Source organism: Bradyrhizobium sp. AZCC 1693 (genome assembly GCF_036924745.1).
Lineage (GTDB): Bacteria > Pseudomonadota > Alphaproteobacteria > Rhizobiales > Xanthobacteraceae > Bradyrhizobium.
Genome location: NZ_JAZHSD010000001.1, coordinates 559581 through 578867, shown reverse-complemented (window position 1 = coordinate 578867; position 19287 = coordinate 559581). Strand labels below are relative to the sequence as shown.

Here is a 19287-nt window from a genome sequence, read left to right as displayed (position 1 = left end):
GGACGCATGAGCCAGACGCGCGCCATCACGCTGAATGCACTCAGCCTCTACGCCGTGGCGCTGGTGCTGGCTGCGGCCTATGCGGCGCAGTTCATCCTGCATGAACTGCCCTGCCCGCTCTGCCTGCTGCAGCGTATTCTATTTGCGGCGCTGGCCGTCGGGCCGATCCTCAATATCCGCTTCGGCCCGCGTCCCAGCCACTATGCGATGTCGCTGCTGGCGGCGGTCGCAGGCGCGGTCGCGTCGACCCGGCAGGTGCTGCTGCACATCATGCCCGGCGACGCCGGCTATGGTTCGGCGCTGCTCGGCTATCACTATTATACGTGGGCGCTGATCGGCTTCATTGCCGCCATCGTCCTGATTGCCGCCGTCCTGCTGTTCGACCGCCAGTTCGAAGAGGACAAAGCCATCCTGCCGGCCACCGGCGGCGCCTTCGCGCAAACCGCGGTGTGGCTCGTGATCGCGCTCACCGCGGCCAACGTGGTGGCGACGCTGCTGGAATGCGGCTTCGGCGCCTGCGCGGACGATCCCGTCGTTTACGAACTGCTCAAGCGCGCGGCTTAAGGCCGCTTCGGTATTTCGAGCCCGCGCTGCACCGCCGGCCGGGCGAGCCCGCGTTCCAGCCATGCCGGCACCTGCTTCAGCGTATCGAATGCGACGAGATCGCGCGCACCGTAGAAGCCGATCAGGTTGCGCACCCAGCCGAGCATGGAAATGTCGGCGATGGTGTATTCATCGTCCATGATCCATTGCCGCCCGGCAAGCCGCGTCTCCACCACATCCAGCAGGCGCTTCGACTCGGCGACATAACGCTCGAGCGGCCGCTTGTCGGCATACTCCTTGCCGGCGAATTTGTGGAAGAAGCCGACCTGCCCGAACATCGGCCCGATTCCGCCCATCTGAAAGTGCAGCCACTGGATGGCCTGGTATCGCCGCGCCGGATCATCAGGCAGGAGCTTTCCGGTTTTTTCCGCCAGATATTGCAGGATCGCGCCGGACTCGAACAGCGGCAGCGGTTTTCCTCCCGGCCCATCGGGATCAAGGATCGCGGGAATCTTGCCGTTCGGGTTCAGCGAGAGGAATTCCTTCGTCCTCTGGTCGTCCTTGTTGAAGTCGACCAGATGCACCTCGTAGGGCAAGCCGATCTCTTCCAGCATGATCGAGGCCTTGACGCCGTTCGGCGTCGGCAGCGAATAGAGCTGAAGGCGGTCGGGATGTTTGGCAGGCCAGCGTGCGGTGATCGGGAAAGCGGAGAGCTCGGACATCAGAACTCGTTTTGCATGGTTGTTGTTGCGCGGCTAATGTACGGCTGATGCCGCATATAACAAGGGTCCGCGCCATTCATGACCGATCAACCGTCTCCGGCGAAGCTCGGCCTCACCGATGAGGAGCTTGCGGCTCATCCGACCATGTTCGCGGCCGGTGCATGTAAGGATCAGGTCGTCGTCGTAACGGGCGGCGCCGGCGGCATCGGGCGGGCGATCGCCTGGCTGTTCGCGCGGCTGGGCGCGCATGTCGCCGTGGTCGGGCGCGATGGAGCCAAGCTCGATGCGCTCGTAGCCCATTTGGCGAGCCGCGGTCTCAAGGCGTCCGCGCATACAGCCGACATCAGGGAGCCCGATGCGGTCAACGCCCTGTTCGACACGATCTGGGCCGCGCAAGGCCGCGTCGACTGCCTGATCAACAGCGCCGGCGGTCAATTTCCGCAAGCCGCAATCGATTTTTCCGTGAAGGGCTGGAACGCCGTCATCAACACCAATCTGAACGGCACCTGGTACATGATGCAGGCCGCAGCGCAACGCTGGCGCGACCACAAACATCCCGGCAGTATCGTCAACATCGTGGTGGTCACGACGCACGGCCTCTACGGCATCGCCCACACCATTGCCGCGCGAAGCGGCGTGATCGGGCTTTCGCGCGCCGTCGCCGTCGAATGGGCGCCCTTGAACATCCGGGTCAATTGCGTGGCGCCCGGCGCGATCGAAACCGAAGGCTGGAACGTCTATTCGCCTGAGGCACGCGCGGCCTACCCGCGCTCGAACCCGATGATGCGTGTCGGATCGCCCTGGGACGTCGCGGAGGCCAGCGTCTTCCTTGCCGGACCATCCGCAAAATTCGTCACCGGTGAGACGCTGACGGTCGACGGCGGCGGCCAGCTCTGGGGCGAGACCTGGACCACGGGCAAGCCCGCCTATTTCGGCGGCGATGACAAGTAGCCCGCTGAAGGCCCTTTCCTCATGACCCGTTATCGCCTCGCCATTTTCGATTTCGACGGCACGCTGGCCGACTCGCTTCCCTGGTTTCGTGCCTCGTTCCAGGACATGATCACGCGGTTCGATCTTGCGCCCGTCCGCGACGACGAGGTGGAAGGGCTGCGCGGAATGTCCGCGCGTGAAATCATGGCGCGGCTCAACGTATCCATGTGGCAACTGCCGGCCATCGTCAGCGACATGCGAAAGCGCAAGCTCGCGGCAGCGAGCGAGATATCGCTATTCGCCGGCATCCCGGCGATCCTGACCGACCTGCAACGCCTCGGCATCAAGACCGCCATCGTCAGTTCCGACAGCGAAGCATCCGTCCGGCATGTGCTTGGACCCGCCACCAGCCTGATCACTCGCTTCGACTGCGGCGCCGCCATATTCGGCAAGCACTGGAAATTTCGGCGGGTCGCACGAGGGCTGGGAGCGGAGCCAGCCGATACCATCTGCATTGGCGACGAGATCCGCGACATCGAGGCGGCCAGAGCCGCCGGCATGGATTCCGGCGCGGTGGCCTGGGGCTACGCACTTCCGAGCGCGCTGCAGGCGGCGGAACCGACGCATCTGTTCAATTCGATCGAGGAGATGACGCAACGGCTCACTATGACGAAATAATACGTCGCGGAATGTCCGCTGGATAACTCCGCAAATTACCTGTCATACCCACAGAGGCCATCGCACGAGGTGTTCGTGGCCGTTCAAGCTGCGGACGAGTACGAACTCCGTAACCGTCCAGCCAATCGGTTCGATTGGATACTCGTCTGCGCTACGCGCGTCATACCACAACGTGACATGTGGCGTGAAATTCGTGTTGGCCAGCCGCCTCAACCCTCTTCGCGTCATCGCGGCGCCGAGCAATTGCCGGAACGACTGCAGCCGGCGCAATCCTTTCTCTCCGACCAGGACGAACGGGCGATTGCCCGGCCGCGCCCGAAAGCTTGCCGTGCGATCGAACGAGACCTCGAACGGCTCGTTTCGCACATCCATGGCCGCCTCCCACACGGCGCAAAGCTGGCCCTCAGGTAACCCGCTGAGAGCGAACAGCGAAATGTGCAGCCGCTCGGGCGCAATGAGCTTGCCGTCGAAATGATGCGCCCGCTTGAGTGCGCCAGCCAGTTGGTGAATTCGCTCTGCCGTGCCTGCATCGGGAACGGCCGCAAGGAATAATCGGGCACTACTACGGCTTGCAAACTCGTCCATGATAAACTAGAACAAATCATGAACTAACTCACTTGACAACTTGAAAAGTTCGTATTGTAAAATACAATACAGCGAAAATATCGATTTCTTCCACAGGAGATTCCGAATGTCGCGCGTCATAAAGCGAAAAGAGCATCCGGTATCGATGCGACTGCCCGAAACTGACATCGCGATTATCGATCGTGCGGCCAGCTTGCGTGGCCGTTCGCGCACCGATTTCGTGCGCGAGGCTGCGGTACGTGCGGCGGAAGATGTTCTAATGGAAGCGGCGCCCATCCGGATGAGTCAGGCCGGCTTCAAGGCCTTCATGGAGGTTCTTTCGCAACCCGGGCGCCCGGTACCTGAAATGGTCGAACTCTTTCAACGCACCGCTCCGTGGGAATCCAGGGACGCAAAAGCCGAGAAGTGAAAGGTGGCTATTTCCGGGCCGGAGCCACTTACAGCGACTCACGACGTCTCTGAATTCTCCTGTGGCAAGCCGTCTCTGGATCGATGGCTGAAAACACGCGCGCTCTCCAATCAAGAGAAGGGTTTCACAGCCGTCATGGTCGTACATGAAGCCAATCGGGTACTTGGCTATTACGGCCTCGCGCCTACGGCGGTTCTTCCTGCAACGTTGCCGCGATCGATCCGTACCGGTCAACCGCCTGATCCCGTTCCTTGCCTGCTGCTGGGCCAGCTTGCGGCAGATCAGAATTACATCGGCAAAGGAATTGGCACTGGATTGCTCAAGCATGCGCTGCAACGCTGTGTAATGGCGGCCAGCCTGATTGGTGGACGCGCCCTCATCGTCAATGCCGTCGATATCGAGGCTGCGCATTTTTGGAAGCGGCGTGGCTTTATTCCTTCGAAGGATGATCCGCTGATCCTGTTCAGGTCTCTCGCCGACATCGCGGCATCGATCGCCTCGCCTTCCGGCTCGTCATCTCAAAACCTCTCGTGACTTGTTGGATGTTCGACAGTTCGAACCCGACTCTGCACCCGGCACACCGCAAAGTTACAGCACACATCCATAATGCGCCGACGACACCAGCCGGATGTACTTGTCGTGCACCGATCCCGGCCGTACCGCCGATAACGAAGCCGGTGCGCGCCAGTCGGCCATGCGGCGGGCGATCTCTTCTGCCGGCACTTCGAGATTCACGGTGCGGGCGCCGGGATCGATCAAGATGACGTCGCCATCGCGCACCGCGGCGATCGGGCCGCCGCGCGCGGCTTCCGGGGAGACGTGGCCGATCAGGATGCCGTGCGAGACGCCGGAAAAGCGGCCGTCGGTGATCAGCGCGACGTCCTCGCCAAGGCCCCGCCCCTGCAACTGGATCGTCAGCATCACCATTTCCGGCATGCCGGGCCCGCCGACCGGGCCGACATTGCGCACCACGATGACATTGCCGGCCACGATCTCGCCGGCGCGGATCGCGGCCATCGTGTCGGCTTCGGACTCGAAGACGCGCGCGGTGCCGCGAAACTGGCCCATTTCAAGGGTTTTGCCCGACAGTTTGAGCAGGCAGCTTTCCGGCGCCAGATTGCCTTTGAGGACGCTGATGTGATTGTTCGCGGGCGCGATCGGCTTCGACACCGGAAGGACGATCTCCTGCGGCGGCATCTGCTCCAGCGTCGGAACATCGGCGAGATTTTCCGCCAGCGTCTTGCCGGTCACCGTCATGACGTCGCCATGCAGAAGTCCCGCGCGAAGCAGTTCCTTCATCACCACCGGCACGCCGCCGATGGCATGCAGGCTGCCCATCGCGAACGGGCCGTGCGGCTGCAGATCGGCCAGCAGCGGGACGCGCTCGCCGACCGCCTGGATGCGCTCGATCGTGATCGGCACCTGCGCCTCGCGCGCGACCGCGAGCAGATGCAGATACATGTTGGTCGATCCGCCCATCGCATAGACGGTGGTGATCGCATTCTCGAACGCCCGCTCCGTCATGATATCGCGCGGCCGGATGCCGGCCTCCATCAGCCGGTACAGGGCATCGACCGAAGCCCGCGCCTGCGCGCGGACATCGGCGTGGATGTCGCTGCCGGCGTTGTAGTCGGCGGGATGCGAAGCGCCGCGCGGCAGCATCATGCCGATCGATTCCGCGATCGTGCTCATGGTGTTGGCCGTGAACATCGCGCCGCAGGTGCCGCTGCCCGGCATCACGTTGCGCTCGACTTCCAGCAGCTCCTCGCCGGAGATGCGGCCGGACTCGTTTGCAGCGCGCGCCTCGGCGTAATCAAGGATCGTGATGTTGTTGCCCTTGCCGGCCCATGCCCCGAACGAGACGCGGCCCGGCGTGCCGGTGCCGGGATAGAGCACGAGGCCAAAGGCGTTGGTGCGCGCGAGCGGCATAAGCGCGGCGGCGCCGGTTTTGTCGCAGCCGGAAATCACGATCATGGCGTCGCCGTGATGCGCGTAGTGGCCGATCTCGAAGCAATCGGCGACGACGTCGCGCGAGGCGAGGCTGTAGCCCGCCGTCGGCGTGCCCTGCGTCAGCGCATCCGACACCGCCGGCGCGCCGACGATCAGCCCCTGCCCGCCGCGCTCCGCCAGGATCTCGACCAGCAGATCGGTAATGGCGCGCACGCGGTTGTTGCAGCGATGGGCATTGGTCCAGGCGCTGGCAATCGTCACCACCGCGTTGGTCTCCGCCGCGCGGTCCGGATCGAATCCGGCGGCGCGCAGCTCCACCCGCCCTCGCTTCCAATAGGTGCTGCTGTCCTGCGTCGTCATGGGGTGCTCCAGATCTTCTGGTTCATCGCGTCTTCTGGTTGATCGCGGACCAGGCGTGCGGCCTGCTTGGCACTAAACGAATTTAGCCAGTCTTGTTTAGCCAATCTCCTTGTTTAGCCAGTCTTGCCGTCGTCGAAACTCACAATCACGGCGGCGTTCGCGATGATGATGGAATCGCTTCCGCTCTCGGCAGGCACTTCCAGCCCGCCCTTGACCGCCGTCACGTTCACGGTGCCGTACGGCAATTCCTTGGCAACTGCCGCAGTGTCGACCCCGCCCGGGTCCGGCACCGCGACGGTGACCTCGACGAACATGTCGTTGGCGGTCTTGCCCAGCATCCGGAAGAAGCCAAGGCTGGAGTGGCGGATGGCGTCCGAGACGGCGCGCCTGGCGGCCTTGGTGGCGTCGCGGCCGTGAACGTCGACGCCCATGCCCATTTCGGTGATACAGCGCACGCGTGCCATGGCAGTTCCTCTTGTCGTTGGGTGCGATCGTATTCGACGAAGGCCCGCTCTCTCAATCCTCGCTTGCGGCCACCGCGTCAAGCCATTGCGCAGAGGCGCGCGGCAGACATGCGCATAGATCTCGCGGCGCGATTTCGCCCGAGGCGCCCGCTGGTAAGGCATCGAGAAAAGCCGGTTCAGGCCCGGAGAATCGCCGCGGCTTAGCGCTGCGCGACAAGGTCGTGGGCTCGCAGCCGCACGGCGGGACGTATCTCGGCAAGGCTGTCAGCGAGATCGACCGCAAAGGCGATCGGGTGATCGTCGGACGCCGTGATCGCGTGGGCCCCGGGCATGCCAACGCGTGCCCGGGCCAATTTCTTCAGACACAATATTTGCCGTCAGGCGGCTGCGAACGACCGGCTGGCAAACTCGCTTGCTTTCAGCCGGCTGACCAGAACAGACAGTTCCTCGACTTCCCCTGATGTCAGGTCGGTCAGCGGCGACCGCACCGGGCCGGAATCGCGGCCGATCACCTTCATCCCGGCCTTGATCATCGACACCGCATAACCGCGCTTGCGGTTGCGGATCGCGAGCAGCGGCATGATGAAGTCGCGCAGGCCCGCCTGCACGGTTCCGCGGTCGCGCCGCCGCACCGCCGCGTAGAATCTGGTCGAGAACTCCGGCACGAAGTTGAAAACGGCGGAGGAATAGGTCGTCACGCCCATTTCGAGATAGGGCAACGCGAAGGTTTCGGCGGTGGGCAATCCGCCGACATAGGTCAGCCGGTCGCCCATGCACAGACGGATGCGCGTCATCTGTTCGATGTCGCCGATGCCATCCTTGAAGCCGACAAGGTTCGGGCAGCGTTCGCAAAGTTTTGCGATCGTGTCCTCGGTGAGGATGGCGTTGTCGCGGTTGTAGACGATGACGCCAAGGCTGGTCGCCTTGCAGACCGCCTCGACATGCGCCGCCAGTCCCGCCTGCTCGGAGAACACCAGATAGGGCGGCAGCAGCAGAATGCCGTCGGCACCGGCGCGCTCGACGGCGCCGGCGAGTTCGGTCGCCATCGCCGTGCCGTAGCCGACACCGGCCAGCACCGGCACGCGGCCGGCGGTCTGCTGCACGGCTGTGGTCACGACGTCGACGACTTCGGCCGGCGTCAGCGAGAAGAATTCGCCGGTGCCGCCGGCCGCGAACAGACCGGCCACCTCATAGCTGCACAGCCAGTCGAGATTGGAGCGATAGCGCGCAGCGTCGAATTTGCCGGATGCGTCGAACGGCGTGACGGGAAACGACAGCAGCCCGTTGCCGATCGTCAGCGCCATCTCCTTCGGGGTCATTCTGCTCATCGTGCCGGTCCTCGCTGTGGAAGCCACAGAACTAGACCAGGCTCGATGCCGCGGGAGACCAATTGCTGGATCGAATGATCCATTGATTGGATGGCTCAGGGGCCGCCCACGAGGTTGCGGGCGATCGCCGCGATCACCGGCAACAGCGGATTGTCGTTGTCGTCCCGCCAGACGAAGTAGAGTTCGGCCGCGCGTTGCTGCGGATCGGCCAGCGGCCGCAGCGCGACTCCGCTGAACCGCAGATTCTCGGCCGCTTCCGGCACCAGTGCGACGCCGACGCCGGCATGCACGATGGCCAGGATCGAATGTATCTGCGCGAGGTGCTGGATATAGACCGGCGCCAGCGCGGCGCGTGAAAACAGCTCCACCAGCAGGTCGTGGAAGTAACGGGCCTCATAGGGCGCATACATGATGAAGGGTTCGGCCGCGAGGTCCGAGAGGCCGATCGTCGCGGTCCGGGCCAGCCTGTGCCCGGCCGGCACGGCCGCGATCATCGGTTCGGCCTTCACCCGGAAGAATTGCAGACCGGTGCGCGGGATCGGCGGCCGCAACAGGCCGATATCGATCTCGCCGGCGCCAAGCCGCTTGAGCTGGTCGCCGCTGACCATCTCCTTGAGGATCAATTCGACATCCGGCAGCTGCTGGCCACAGGCCGCCACCAATTCCGGCACATAACTGTAGGAAGATGCGGCGGTGAAGCCGATATTGACCGAGCCGGCCTTGCCCTCGGCGACGCGCCTTGCCAGCAGGGCCGCGCTCTCCGTGAGCTTCAAGATCAGCCGCGCCTCGGTCAGAAAGCTTTGGCCGGCCGGCGTCAGCTTGACCAGGCGATTGCCGCGCTGAAGCAGTTTTGCACCCAGTATCCGTTCGAGAATCTGGATCTGCCGGCTGAGCGGCGGCTGCGTCATGTTCAATCGGGCAGCGGCGCGGCCGAAATGCAGCTCCTCCGCCACGGCCACGAAGCAGCGCACCTGGCTCAATTCGAACATATCGCTTCCTTTTTTCGCAACCGCACTGATCGTTTCCGTCTCGCTAGCCTACCGCATCCCACGATTTGATCCAAAATTGGTATCGGACCATCCTCATTCTGGTTCGCTATTGGATCGATGATCGCTTATCGTGCCAACAGCGCGGCCAAAGACCGCGATGCGCGACGCCGCAGAGCGCTTGTGCAAATTCCGACTGGAGGAAAAAATAATGCTCCCACGTTTCGGGCGCCGCGCCGCCCTTGCCGCCGCCGCAGCCATCCTGTTCAGCCAACTGCCCGGCGCCGCTTACGCCCAAAACTTCGACCGGCCGGTGCGCATCATCGTGCCCTATGCACCCGGCGGGACTTCAGACATCCTGGCGCGGCTGATCAGCCCGAAATTGTCGGCGGCGATCGGCCAGTCGGTGGTGGTCGAGAACAAGCCCGGCGCGGCCGGCAATCTCGGCGCCGACGCCGTCGCCAAGGCGACGCCTGACGGCACGACTTTGCTGCTGACGGATGTCGGTTCGGTGGCGACGGCGCCCAGCCTGTTTTCGAACCTGACCTACAATCTCGAGAAGGACCTCGCCCCCGTAACGATGGTGATGTTCGGCCCCTATGTGCTGGCCGTGCATGAATCGATCCCGGTTAAGACGGTGGCGGAACTGATTGCCTATGCCAAAGCCAATCCCGGCAAACTCGCCGTCGCGAATTCCGGCGTCGGCGGCGCCAATCACATCACCGCCGTGGTGATGCAGAAGGAGCTCGGCATCCAATTCAAGCATGTGCCCTACAAGGGCGGCGCGGCGGCGACCCGCGCCGTGGTCGCCGGCGAGAGCGGCGCCCTCATCAATGGCGCGTCGGCCACCCTTCCCTTCGTGACCAACAAACAACTGGTCGGTCTCGCGGTGACCGGCGAGCACCGCGTTCCCTCTGCTCCCGATCTGCCGACCTTCAAGGAGGCCAAGCTGCCCGGTGGCGACGCCGGAACCTGGCAGGGCATCCTCGTGGCCAGCGGCACGCCACCGGCGGTCATTGCGCGGCTCAATACCGAGATCGGCAAGATTTTGGAGTCAGCGGAGATCAAGGCCAAGATCGCCGAACAGGGTGGCGAAGTCCGCGCCGGCACCCCGGATGCGATGGCGACCTGGTTGAAGGACGCCACAAAACGCTGGGGCGAAGTCATCCGCGAAGCCGGCATCAAGGGCGAATGACGGGACCTGAACCCGCACTGGGGCCTGGACCTCGGCTTGGAATGCGAGGCTTGCGATGAACGCCCGCCGAACGGACTGGCAGGATCTGCTCTTCGGGCTGTTCCTGATCGCGGTCGCCGGCATCGCGCTGGCGGCGACGCGCACTTTGTCGGGCGGCACCGCCGCCGACATGGGGCCGGGCTATATGCCGCGCGCCATCGCCATCATGCTGCTGGCCTTCGGACTCTGGTTCAGCATCCGCGGCCTCCGCCGCCCGTTTGTCGGCATCGCACCGGTCCGCCTGCAGCCCCTGCTCGCGATCACGGCGTCGGTTGCCGTGTTCGCGCTCACTGCCACGCGCTTCGGCCTTGCGCTGTCGTCGTTCGCCGCGATCCTGATCGCAAGCCTCGCGACGCGGGAAGCGCGGCCGATCGAAACCTTACTCTTCGCACTGGGACTCTCGGCGGCGGCGGTGCTGCTCTTCGTCAAGGCGCTGGCCTTGCCGGTGCCGATCTGGCCTGGAGCATGGTTCTGATATGGAGCTTTTCGACAATCTGCTGATCGGGCTGACGACCGCCTTGCAGCTCAACAATTTGCTGTTCTGCCTGATCGGCGTCGTCATCGGCACCGCGATCGGCGTGCTGCCCGGCATCGGACCGATCCCGGCGATCGCGCTGCTGCTGCCCTTCACCTTCGGCCTGTCGCCTCCATCAGCCATGATCATGCTGGCCGGCATCTTCTACGGCGCACAATATGGCGGCTCGACCACTGCCATCCTCGTCAACGTGCCCGGCGAAACCTCCTCGGTCGTCACCTGCCTCGACGGCCACGAGATGGCCAAACAGGGCAAGGCCGGGACTGCGCTGGCAATCGCCGCGATCGCCTCGTTCTTTGCCGGCACTGTAGCTACGGTGGTGATAGCCGTACTCAGCCTGCCGCTGGCCGCGCTGGCGCTGAAATTCACCGCGGTCGAATATTTCAGCCTGCTCGTGCTCGGATTGATTGCGGCCGTCGTGCTGGCGCACGGCTCCGTCGCCAAGTCGCTTGCGATGGTGCTGCTGGGCATCCTGCTCGGCCTCGTCGGCATCGATGTCAATTCGGGCGCGCCGCGGATGACCTTCGGGATCGCCGAGATCTCCGACGGGCTCGACTTCGTGCCGGTCGCGATGGGCATGTTCGGCCTTGGCGAGATCATCGCCAATCTCGAACGTCCGGCGATGATGCGCGTCGTCAGCCAGTCGATCCGCAGCCTGATCCCGAGCCGCGCCGATCTTCGCGCCGCCTTCCCGGCGATGGTCCGCGGCACCGTGTTGGGCTCCGTCCTCGGTGTGTTGCCGGGCGGCGGCGCCGCACTGCCACCCTTCTCCTCCTATGCGCTGGAGAAGAAGCTCGCCCGCGATCCCTCCCGTTTCGGCAAGGGCGCGATCGAAGGCGTCGCTGGACCGGAGGCCGCCAACAATGCGGGCGCGCAGACGAGCTTCATCCCGCTGCTGACGCTCGGCATCCCTGCCAATGCCCTGATGGCGCTGATGATCGGCGCGCTGATGATGCAGGGCATCCAGCCCGGCCCGCAGATCATGCGCGAGCAACCGCAACTGGTCTGGGGCGTCATCGCCAGCATGTGGGTCGGAAACCTGATGCTGATCATCATCAACCTGCCGCTGATCGGCGTGTGGGTTTCGATGCTGAAAATTCCCTACCGACTGCTGTTTCCGGCGATCGTGCTGTTCTGCTGCATCGGCACCTTCGGCCTCGCCAACAATTTGTTCAATGTCTGGCTGATGCTCGGCTGTGCCCTGATCGGATACTTCTTCATCAAGGTGGGTGTCGAACCGGCACCGCTGCTGCTCGGCCTCGTGCTCGGGCCGCAACTGGAAGAAAACTTCCGTCGCGCGATGCTGCTGGCGGACGGCGATTTCTCGGTCTTCCTGCGCCGCCCGATCAGCGCCACGCTGCTCGCCCTCGTCGCGGTGCTGTTTCTGCTGATGGTATTCCCGGCGATCCGGCGCAGCCGCCAGGAAGCGCTGGCCGAGTGAGCGCGGCGTTATCGCGGGCTGAATGCTGCGGTGGCCTTAGCGTTGTGCTGGAAGAAGTCGGATGGCACTGCGAACCGCCGCTCGGCGGCTAGCGATCAGCTTCAGCCAGGGCGCCGAATGGAAGACGCTCATCAGCAAATACATCGGGACCATTCCACCGAGCGGTGACGCGCTCGCGATCGAACACAACGCGTCCGACGGGCCGCCGCCAAGGGTCCCCGTCAGCAGCGCCATCATCGCAAAGGTCGGCGCGGCCGCGAGATAGAGCCCATTGGCCACCCTGTGCGCGGCGGCGTTCCGGCGGCGCGCGCCGCCGCCGGATCCGCCGGAGCAAGCATGGCTCATCGCTTTGCACTCGCGGACTGCTCCCGGAACGCGGCCTCGCCGGCGTCCGACACCTCGACCCACCTCTTGTCGGGCGCTGCGCCTTCGACGTAGCTGTCGTGCCAGTTCCACCACTTGTAGGCTTGGGTTTGCGGATAGCCTTCGGGAGAATCCTCCCACACCTCCTGGCGGCCGAGCGGCGTGATGTCGAGATAATTCCAGGTACCCCCCATCTGCTCGTCGCCGCGGTTGTTGATGAAGTAGGTTCGGTAAATCCTGTCGCCGTCGCGGAAGAACACATTGGTGCCGTGCCACTCGCCGACGCCGAAGTCGGCATCGAAGCTGTCCGTGACGGTGTACCAGGGGATCATCTCCCACCCCATGCGCGCCTTCAGGTGCGCGATATCCGCCTGCGGCGCGCGCGAGGCAAACACGAGCGTGGTGTCGCGGGCGTTGAGATGGGCGATGTGGGCGACCTGGTCGGCCACCATCGAGCAGCCGCGGCAGGCATGCTCGGGCCAGCCAAATACCCCGGGCTCGTAGAAGGCGCGGTAGACGATCAACTGATGACGGCCTTCGAACAGATCGCGCAAGCTCGCCGCGCCCTTTGGTCCCTCGAACTTGTACGCCTTCTCCACTGCCAGCCACGGCATCCGCCGGCGCTCGGCGGCCATGGCGTCGCGGGCGTGGGTCAATTCCTTCTCCTTCACGAGCAACTTCTGGCGCGCGGCTTCCCACTCCTGCGCTGACACGACGTTGGTCTGCATGGCTAATCTCCTGTTTGTTGCGGTGTTGTTGCGTGCACGTCAGGCCGGCAGCCGGCGGTCGTATTCCTGCTGCAGGCGGGCCCAGCCATCCCAGAATGGCGCCGGTTCCTTGTCGCTGGCGCGGGCCACCAGGACATCGAGATGCATATGCCAGCCGGCGCTGACCTTGAGCATGGTCGCGCGATCGGGCAGACGCCGATGGATCACGGTGAGCAGCACGCCCGTGCCTTTCGGCTCTAGTTCGAACGTAACGTCGCCGCTGTTGTTCCAGGCGATGGACAGCTTGCGGAGCGGAACGAGTTCGGTGATCCGGCTCTGCATCCGGTGCTCTTCGGGAAAATCTGCCGGCCGCTTGCTCGGGGGATCGTTGAGCTCGTCGTTGCGCCAGACGAATTCGAAGGGTGCGCCAACCTTCATTTCCATCGCGCCCGCTGCCAGCCATTTGCGGCGCAGCTCGCTGTCGGTGAGATAGGACCAGATGCGTTCGATCGGGCCGGGCAAAAGCCTTTGGATCTTGAGCGTGGTCGGCTCGATCAACTCGCCATAGGCATCGGGCTTTGTCGTTGCATTCATTGTCTACTCCTTCACCTGCTTTTGCACCTGCTTTTTCACCTGCTTTGCTTTCGCCTCGTCCTCTGCACGCAGCAGGGCTTCCAGCGAGTCGAGTTTCGCGCTCCAAAAACGCTCGTAACGCCGGAGCCACGCATTGGCTTCCGCAAGCCGCGCCGCCTCGAGGCGGCATAGATGGGTGCGGCCGCGGATCGTGCGCGTGACGAGACCGGCGTTCTCCAGCACGCGGACGTGTTTCGACGCGCCCGCGAAGCTCATGTGGAACGGCGTCGCCAATTCCCCGATCGTGAGCTCCCGCTCGGCCAGATGACCAAGCATCGCGCGGCGCGTCGGGTCCGCCAGCGCATGAAAAACAGCATCGAGATGGGTCGAATACTCAACCATGTGGTTTAGTATAGTCGCGCGGCGCCGATAGTCAACCAATCGGTTTAACGTTTTCGTGATGGATCCGGCGGTTCCAGAACTGCGCCTAGCCGTCCGGCGCCGTGTAGACGGCGCAGGGAGATGCAATGCCGCGCAGCACATGCGTTCCCAGCGGGATCAGCGTCGCGCTTGTCTCAGCGGCGACCGCGCCCGAGATCAGGACCGTTCGGCCGAGCGGCCGGCAGAGCCCTTCGAGCCGGCTGACCAGGTTCACCGCAGGCCCGATCGCAGTGAAATCCAGCCGGTCGGCCGCGCCGACATTGCCCCACAGAATTTCGCCAAGGTGCAACGCCACGCCGAACGACAGCGGCGGCAGCCCCTGCTCTCGCCGCGTCGTATCGAGATGCGCCATGCCGGCTTTCGCGGAAGCAACCGCACGCAGCGCCGCGTCACAGGCTTCGCGCGGCTTGTCGCCGACCGGGAAGATCGCGAGCACGCCGTCGCCGATGAATTTCAACACCTCGCCGCCAAAGGCGTGGACGGCGCCGCCGATACAGTCGAACCAGCCGCCGAGTGCGGCGATGACGGCAGCGGGCGGTTCGGATTCGGACAGCGCGGTGAAGCTGCGCAGATCGGCATAGAGCAACACCGCCCGAATGGTCTCGCCGACTTCGCGCCGCAGCGGGCCCGCCAGCACGCGCGCGGCGCTGCGGCGGCCGAGATAGGCCTCGAGCGCAGCCGACAGCGTCGCGCGCGCCGAGAGTGCGGCGAGCGGCGCTGCGGCAAAGCGGGCGGCTTCGCGCAATCGATCAGCTTCCGCTTCCGTGAACCGGCGCGGTCCGATCCAGCCGAGCACCGGCCCGCCCTCACCCGCGCCAACGGTGTCTTCATGCACCGCACCGCCTGCGAGCCTGGCCAACCAGCTCCGGCCCGCATCGCCGGACGAACTCCCCGCGCCGCCAAATCCCACGGGCGCAAATCCCACCGCCTCGATCACCTCGCCGTTCCCCGCCCGCCACAGCCAGGTGCGGCGGGCAATGATCGGGTGCGGCACGGCGAGCGTCAGCGCCCCGCCGGCGAGCGGCATGTCGTCCGCGACCAAACGCGTGCCGAGTTCGGCGAGGAACCGGTCGGCGCCCGGCGAAGCGGCGGCTGCATCGACCAGCCATGTCAGCGTCGAACTCAGTTGCATGGGCCGATCATGTGGCAGGGACCATTGATTGTCATTATCGGCACTTGGTAAATTCCCGCGCCGGCATATGTTCTCGTGCGGGTTGCAGCCCCCGCCATGCCAATGAGCAGTGAGGTTTTTGATGCCTGAATCGTTTGTGGTCCAGCGCGAGACCCAGATCGCCGCGCCGCGCGCCAGCGTGTTCGCCTTCCTGACGGACCCCGAAAAGATCGTGCAATGGATGGGCAGTGAGGCCGTGACGGAGATGCATCCGGGCGGGCTTTACCTCCTGAAGGGCGTTGGCAGCGCGACGGCGCGCGGCACGTTCCGCGAGGTCGTGCCGGTGCATCGCCTCGCCTACAGTTTTGGCTGGGAAGGCAATGACGAGGTGCCGCCGGGATCGGGCCTGATCGAGATTGATCTGATCGAACAGGATGGTGGCACGCTGTTGCGCATGACCCACAGCGGGCTTCCGAGCGCCGCTCACCAGGCGAGCCACGCCAAGGGCTGGATCCATTATATCGACAGGCTGACCAAGGTGGCCTCCGACGAGGATCCCGGCCCGGATCGAGGACCGAACGGCACCCGCAACGCGTGAGGATGGTATCGGTCAAGACGATCAATCCTCTTTCTTCAACACCGTCACGTGGAGGCGGCGGCGGATTTCCATCCCCTGCCGCCGGTAGAGCGCGATGGCCGAGTGATTGTTGGTGAAGACGTGCAGGAAGGGAGTTTCTCCGCGCGACACGATCTGGCGGGAGACGGCGGATAGCAGCAGCTGCCCGTAGCCGCGGCCGCGGTAGGACGGATGCACGCAGACGGCGGTGATCTCGGTGTATTGAGCGGGCTTCATCCGCTCGCCGGCCATCGCGGCAAGCTGCCCGTCGACGCGGACGCCGAGAAAAGTGCCGAGTTCATGGGTCCGCGCGCTGAACGGGCCGGGCTTGGTAAGCGTGGTCAGCTCGATCATGTCGGGAACGTCGTCGACGCCGAGGGTGACGATATCGACGCCGTTGGCCGGCGTCTCAACCGGCGTTCCAATCAACTGCTCACCGGTGTCCGCCAGCACGACCTTGAATCCGGCAGGCGGCTGCACGGCATCCGGCGTGAACAGCACGGCGATGTCCTGCGGCGACATCAGCGCGCCCAGCGCTGCAAAGCTTTCGGGCGACATGTCCGCCGTTGCGGCGAAGGGTGTGATCTCTGTCGGATAACGCCGCGCGCGGGCATCGCCTTCGGCCAACGCCCGCTGCGTGGTCGTCAGCGCGGTCCAGATCGGATAATCGAGCGGATGGCTTGCGTCGCGGACGGACATCAGACTGCTTTCATTCTCACTCAGTGCACGACAACGCTAGCGGCAGTCGCCAATGCCCGCCATCTTGGAAACAAGCTGCGCCGTCGCTTCGATCGTCATGCCTCCTCCGCCGTCGCCTTGATCAGATTGTCGCGCAGCGTGACGACGGTTTCCTGCAGCCGCGCGAACTCGTCCGGCTTGAGTCCGGTCGAGGCCACGAGGTTGATGTGCATGCCTTTCTCGCGCAGAAGCCGGCCGGCCTCGGTAAGGCTGATGCGCACCTGGCGCTCGTCCGCGGGATCGCGCTGGCGGCGCAGATAACCCATGGTCTCAAGCTTTTTCAGGACCGGCGTCAGCGTGTTGGATTCCAGGAACATCTTTTCGCCAAGCTCGCTCACGGTCTGGCCGTCCTGCTCCCACAAGGCCACGATCGCGATCCATTGCGGATAGGTCAGGCCGAGATCCTCAAGGCCCTTCCGGTAGGCCCGGCCGAAGGCGAGGTTGGCCGAGTAGATCGCAAAACACAGGAAATCGCCAAGTCGCCGCTCGCCTGCGGATAGTTTCGGTTTCTGATTGCCCCTTGAACTGTCTTTGTCCCTCGCACCGGTGCTTGAACCGGATTTGGGACCTTCATTCGGTCTCATTGGGCGCATCCTTTCAGGCGACACGAACACGTGAAGTCTCGCATCCATATATATCGTATCCGATTAAATCGGAAGCCTTGACATCAAGGGTGCGGCCCGATGGATTCTCAGATGTGCGATTGCACATCATGGCTCGCGACTTTGTCGCGCCCCGAAATGGCAGAGAGGCATTGTGCGGGGTCCTTACGCCGGCACCGGCGCAGCAGCGCGCGCCACCGGCATCGGCCTGAACGTCAGGATGATCAGGAACGCGCCGAGCCCCATGAGCCAGGAGCCGATATAGAGCCAGGCATAGCTCGCAAACGTGTCGTAGATCAGACCGCCGGCGAGCGGGCCCGTTGCCATGCCGAGGCTGCCGGCCATGGCGGTGCCGCCGATCACGGTGCCCATCATCCGCAGCGGAAAGTTTTCGCGCACCAAAACAGCATAGAGCGGCATGGTGCCGGCATAGATGAAGCCGAACAGTGCCGCGACGGTATAGAACGCGGCGAGCTCGCGCACGAAGACATAACCGAGCGCACCGAACGCCTGCGCCAGCAAGCCGAACACGAGTATGCGCTTGGCGCCGAAGCGATCGCCGAGCAGGCCGAAGGCGATGCGGCCGCCCATCCCGGCGAGGCCTTCCACGCTGTAGATGGTGACGGCTGCGATCATCGGGATGCCGCAACTGATGGCGTAGCTTACGGTGTGGATGATCGGGCCCGAATGCGTGGCGCAGCAGAAAAAGTTTGTCAGCAGCAGGATAATGAATTGCGGCGAGCGCAGCGCCTGCGCGAGCGTCATCTCCGGTTCTGCCGGGGCATTCGACGGCGTGGACGCCCCGCCCTCGAGCGCGGGCGCGCGGCGCACCAGCAGCGAGACCGGAATCATGATCGCGGCCACGACGAGCGCCACGATCTGCATCGAGGTCCGCCAGTCGTGGTTCGAGACCAGCCAGGCGGCCAGCGGTGACATGGTCATCGGCGCCATGCCCATGCCGGCCGAAACCAGCGACACCGCAAGGCTGCGATGGGTATCGAACCAGCCGGTGACGCAGGCCATCATCGGCGCAAAGATCGCTGCCGTTGAGGCGCCAACCAGCAGCCCGAAGACGAACTGAAAGACGACGAGCGATGTCGCAAGGCTGGCCAGTCCCAGGCTCACCGCCAGCACGACCGAGCCCGTCAGCACCACCGGCAACGGCCCCAGCCGATCGGACAAGGTGCCCCAGATCATGCTGGAGAAGGCCATTGCGAGAAAGCCGATGGTCATGGCGCTGGATATGCCGGTCACCGACCAGCCAGTATCCCGCGCAATCGGCTGCAGGAACACGGGCAACGAAAACATGCCGCCAATTGCGACGCAGCCGAGCAAGCCCCCGGCCGCGACAATGACCCAGCGATAGCGAGAATTTTCCATTCCTGATCTCCACTGTAGCTCTCTCGGCGTGGAAGACGAACGGCAGGAGATGGAACCGACAGGCTGATGGGCGAGACTGATTATTTTTCTTGCGGGGCGCGAAGCAACCACGGTTAGCCGGCCTGGCAACGACAGACCGACCAACGCGCCAAATGCTGCCACCATCGGATAGGTTGGGCACCGTTCAGCGACAATAGCCGCACTGCCACGACAGGGTCTCGCCCATCCAGAGATGCGCCCTCCGTTTTCACCGGCCGCACGCCTGTTCTGGATCAGGCGGCTGTCCCGCCTCAAGCGCGAGCGGCTGATCAAGCGGTTTCGAGAAAATGTCGCGCAGTTGAGATGAATGCGCCCCTGCATTAAGATTACGTCTTAACTAATAATTAATTATGCCTTTGCGGGCACAAAAACCGCGGCTTAGCGTCTTGGGAATGCTGCTCGGTAACCTATGAATGGGTGAGTGCCATGACCTATAGAACGACGTTTATCGCGTCTCTCAGTGTAGTCGCGCTTGTCCTTGCCGCGAGCGAGACATTTGCCGATCCGGGAGCTGCGCGCGGTGCAGGGGTTGCTCCGTCGCGTCCGGCTTTC

Annotated in this window: 24 protein-coding genes; 10 read left to right on the top strand and 14 right to left on the bottom strand. The window is 64.2% G+C overall.

What is annotated here, in order from left to right; genetic code table 11:
* Positions 1-6 precede the first annotated feature (6 nt).
* On the top strand, positions 7-564 hold the full coding sequence (locus V1293_RS02800; protein ID WP_334506504.1) for a disulfide bond formation protein B: 558 nt from the start codon (positions 7-9) through the stop codon (positions 562-564).
* On the opposite strand, the gene V1293_RS02795 is transcribed toward V1293_RS02800, so the two are convergent.
* Positions 561-1265 (bottom strand): glutathione S-transferase N-terminal domain-containing protein, encoded by a 705-nt coding sequence (locus tag V1293_RS02795; RefSeq protein ID WP_334506503.1) that lies wholly within the window; start codon positions 1263-1265, stop codon positions 561-563. The two genes, V1293_RS02800 and V1293_RS02795, sit on opposite strands and share 4 nt — an antisense overlap.
* A 78-nt stretch (positions 1266-1343) precedes the next feature.
* Here V1293_RS02795 and V1293_RS02790 point away from each other — a divergent pair, with 78 nt between their 5' ends.
* Both V1293_RS02790 and V1293_RS02785 read left to right on the top strand, forming a co-directional pair.
* Complete coding sequence (locus tag V1293_RS02790; protein ID WP_334506502.1) at positions 1344-2216, top strand: SDR family oxidoreductase; 873 nt, start codon at positions 1344-1346, stop codon at positions 2214-2216.
* A 21-nt stretch (positions 2217-2237) separates the two neighbouring features.
* Positions 2238-2873: an HAD hydrolase-like protein gene (locus tag V1293_RS02785; RefSeq protein WP_334506501.1), complete on the top strand. Its 636-nt coding sequence runs from the start codon at positions 2238-2240 to the stop codon at positions 2871-2873.
* Between the two features lie 42 nt (positions 2874-2915).
* Here the strand turns inward: V1293_RS02785 and V1293_RS02780 are convergent, their stop codons facing one another.
* Complete coding sequence (locus V1293_RS02780) at positions 2916-3458, bottom strand: 2'-5' RNA ligase family protein (RefSeq protein WP_334506499.1); 543 nt, start codon at positions 3456-3458, stop codon at positions 2916-2918.
* Positions 3459-3564: 106 nt separating this feature from the next.
* Here V1293_RS02780 and V1293_RS02775 point away from each other — a divergent pair, with 106 nt between their 5' ends.
* Both V1293_RS02775 and V1293_RS02770 read left to right on the top strand, forming a co-directional pair.
* Complete coding sequence (locus tag V1293_RS02775) at positions 3565-3867, top strand: type II toxin-antitoxin system TacA family antitoxin (RefSeq protein ID WP_334506497.1); 303 nt, start codon at positions 3565-3567, stop codon at positions 3865-3867.
* A gap of 3 nt (positions 3868-3870) precedes the next feature.
* Positions 3871-4401 (top strand): GNAT family N-acetyltransferase, encoded by a 531-nt coding sequence (locus tag V1293_RS02770; RefSeq protein WP_334506495.1) that lies wholly within the window; start codon positions 3871-3873, stop codon positions 4399-4401.
* 54 nt (positions 4402-4455) lie between these two features.
* On the opposite strand, the gene ilvD is transcribed toward V1293_RS02770, so the two are convergent.
* The 5 genes from ilvD to V1293_RS02745 form a co-directional block, all read right to left on the bottom strand.
* Positions 4456-6177: a dihydroxy-acid dehydratase gene (ilvD, locus tag V1293_RS02765; protein WP_334506493.1), complete on the bottom strand. Its 1722-nt coding sequence runs from the start codon at positions 6175-6177 to the stop codon at positions 4456-4458.
* A gap of 113 nt (positions 6178-6290) precedes the next feature.
* Positions 6291-6641 carry a Lin0512 family protein gene (locus tag V1293_RS02760; RefSeq protein WP_334506491.1) on the bottom strand — a complete coding sequence of 117 codons (351 nt, stop codon included), beginning with the start codon at positions 6639-6641 and terminating at the stop codon, positions 6291-6293.
* Positions 6642-6841: 200 nt separating this feature from the next.
* On the bottom strand, positions 6842-6973 hold the full coding sequence (locus tag V1293_RS02755) for a hypothetical protein (protein WP_334506489.1): 132 nt from the start codon (positions 6971-6973) through the stop codon (positions 6842-6844).
* Between the two features lie 45 nt (positions 6974-7018).
* Entirely contained in the window at positions 7019-7969 is a 951-nt protein-coding gene (gene kdgD / locus V1293_RS02750; RefSeq protein WP_334506487.1) for a 5-dehydro-4-deoxyglucarate dehydratase, read from the bottom strand.
* 95 nt (positions 7970-8064) lie between these two features.
* Positions 8065-8958 carry a LysR substrate-binding domain-containing protein gene (locus tag V1293_RS02745; RefSeq protein ID WP_334506485.1) on the bottom strand — a complete coding sequence of 298 codons (894 nt, stop codon included), beginning with the start codon at positions 8956-8958 and terminating at the stop codon, positions 8065-8067.
* Between the two features lie 208 nt (positions 8959-9166).
* On the opposite strand from V1293_RS02745, the gene V1293_RS02740 reads away from it, so the two are divergent.
* The 4 genes from V1293_RS02740 (at position 9167) to V1293_RS36090 (ending at position 12430) form a co-directional block, all read left to right on the top strand.
* Entirely contained in the window at positions 9167-10150 is a 984-nt protein-coding gene (locus V1293_RS02740) for a Bug family tripartite tricarboxylate transporter substrate binding protein (RefSeq protein ID WP_334506483.1), read from the top strand.
* A 55-nt stretch (positions 10151-10205) separates the two neighbouring features.
* Positions 10206-10664, top strand: a complete 459-nt coding sequence (locus tag V1293_RS02735) for a tripartite tricarboxylate transporter TctB family protein (protein ID WP_334506481.1) — start codon at positions 10206-10208, stop codon at positions 10662-10664.
* A gap of 1 nt (position 10665) precedes the next feature.
* Complete coding sequence (locus V1293_RS02730) at positions 10666-12165, top strand: tripartite tricarboxylate transporter permease (protein ID WP_334506479.1); 1500 nt, start codon at positions 10666-10668, stop codon at positions 12163-12165.
* 61 nt (positions 12166-12226) lie between these two features.
* Positions 12227-12430, top strand: coding sequence for a hypothetical protein (locus V1293_RS36090; RefSeq protein ID WP_442894201.1), 204 nt, complete (start codon positions 12227-12229; stop codon positions 12428-12430).
* A 76-nt stretch (positions 12431-12506) separates the two neighbouring features.
* Here the strand turns inward: V1293_RS36090 and V1293_RS02720 are convergent, their stop codons facing one another.
* The 4 genes from V1293_RS02720 to V1293_RS02705 form a co-directional block, all read right to left on the bottom strand.
* On the bottom strand, positions 12507-13256 hold the full coding sequence (locus V1293_RS02720) for a DUF899 domain-containing protein (protein WP_334506475.1): 750 nt from the start codon (positions 13254-13256) through the stop codon (positions 12507-12509).
* Between the two features lie 39 nt (positions 13257-13295).
* Complete coding sequence (locus V1293_RS02715; RefSeq protein WP_334506473.1) at positions 13296-13829, bottom strand: SRPBCC family protein; 534 nt, start codon at positions 13827-13829, stop codon at positions 13296-13298.
* A 3-nt stretch (positions 13830-13832) separates the two neighbouring features.
* Positions 13833-14210 (bottom strand): ArsR/SmtB family transcription factor, encoded by a 378-nt coding sequence (locus tag V1293_RS02710; RefSeq protein ID WP_334506471.1) that lies wholly within the window; start codon positions 14208-14210, stop codon positions 13833-13835.
* An 85-nt stretch (positions 14211-14295) separates the two neighbouring features.
* Positions 14296-15381, bottom strand: coding sequence for an adenylate/guanylate cyclase domain-containing protein (locus V1293_RS02705; RefSeq protein ID WP_334506469.1), 1086 nt, complete (start codon positions 15379-15381; stop codon positions 14296-14298).
* A 121-nt stretch (positions 15382-15502) separates the two neighbouring features.
* On the opposite strand from V1293_RS02705, the gene V1293_RS02700 reads away from it, so the two are divergent.
* A complete protein-coding gene (locus V1293_RS02700) occupies positions 15503-15958 on the top strand; it encodes an SRPBCC family protein (protein WP_334506466.1) in 456 nt (151 codons plus the stop codon).
* A 21-nt stretch (positions 15959-15979) separates the two neighbouring features.
* Here the strand turns inward: V1293_RS02700 and V1293_RS02695 are convergent, their stop codons facing one another.
* The 3 genes from V1293_RS02695 to V1293_RS02685 all read right to left on the bottom strand — a co-directional run bounded on the left by V1293_RS02695 (position 15980) and on the right by V1293_RS02685 (position 18696).
* On the bottom strand, positions 15980-16675 hold the full coding sequence (locus V1293_RS02695; RefSeq protein ID WP_334506464.1) for a GNAT family N-acetyltransferase: 696 nt from the start codon (positions 16673-16675) through the stop codon (positions 15980-15982).
* A 95-nt stretch (positions 16676-16770) separates the two neighbouring features.
* Positions 16771-17298: a MarR family winged helix-turn-helix transcriptional regulator gene (locus tag V1293_RS02690; RefSeq protein ID WP_334506462.1), complete on the bottom strand. Its 528-nt coding sequence runs from the start codon at positions 17296-17298 to the stop codon at positions 16771-16773.
* Positions 17299-17481: 183 nt separating this feature from the next.
* Entirely contained in the window at positions 17482-18696 is a 1215-nt protein-coding gene (locus tag V1293_RS02685) for an MFS transporter (RefSeq protein ID WP_334506460.1), read from the bottom strand.
* Positions 18697-19287 lie beyond the last annotated feature (591 nt).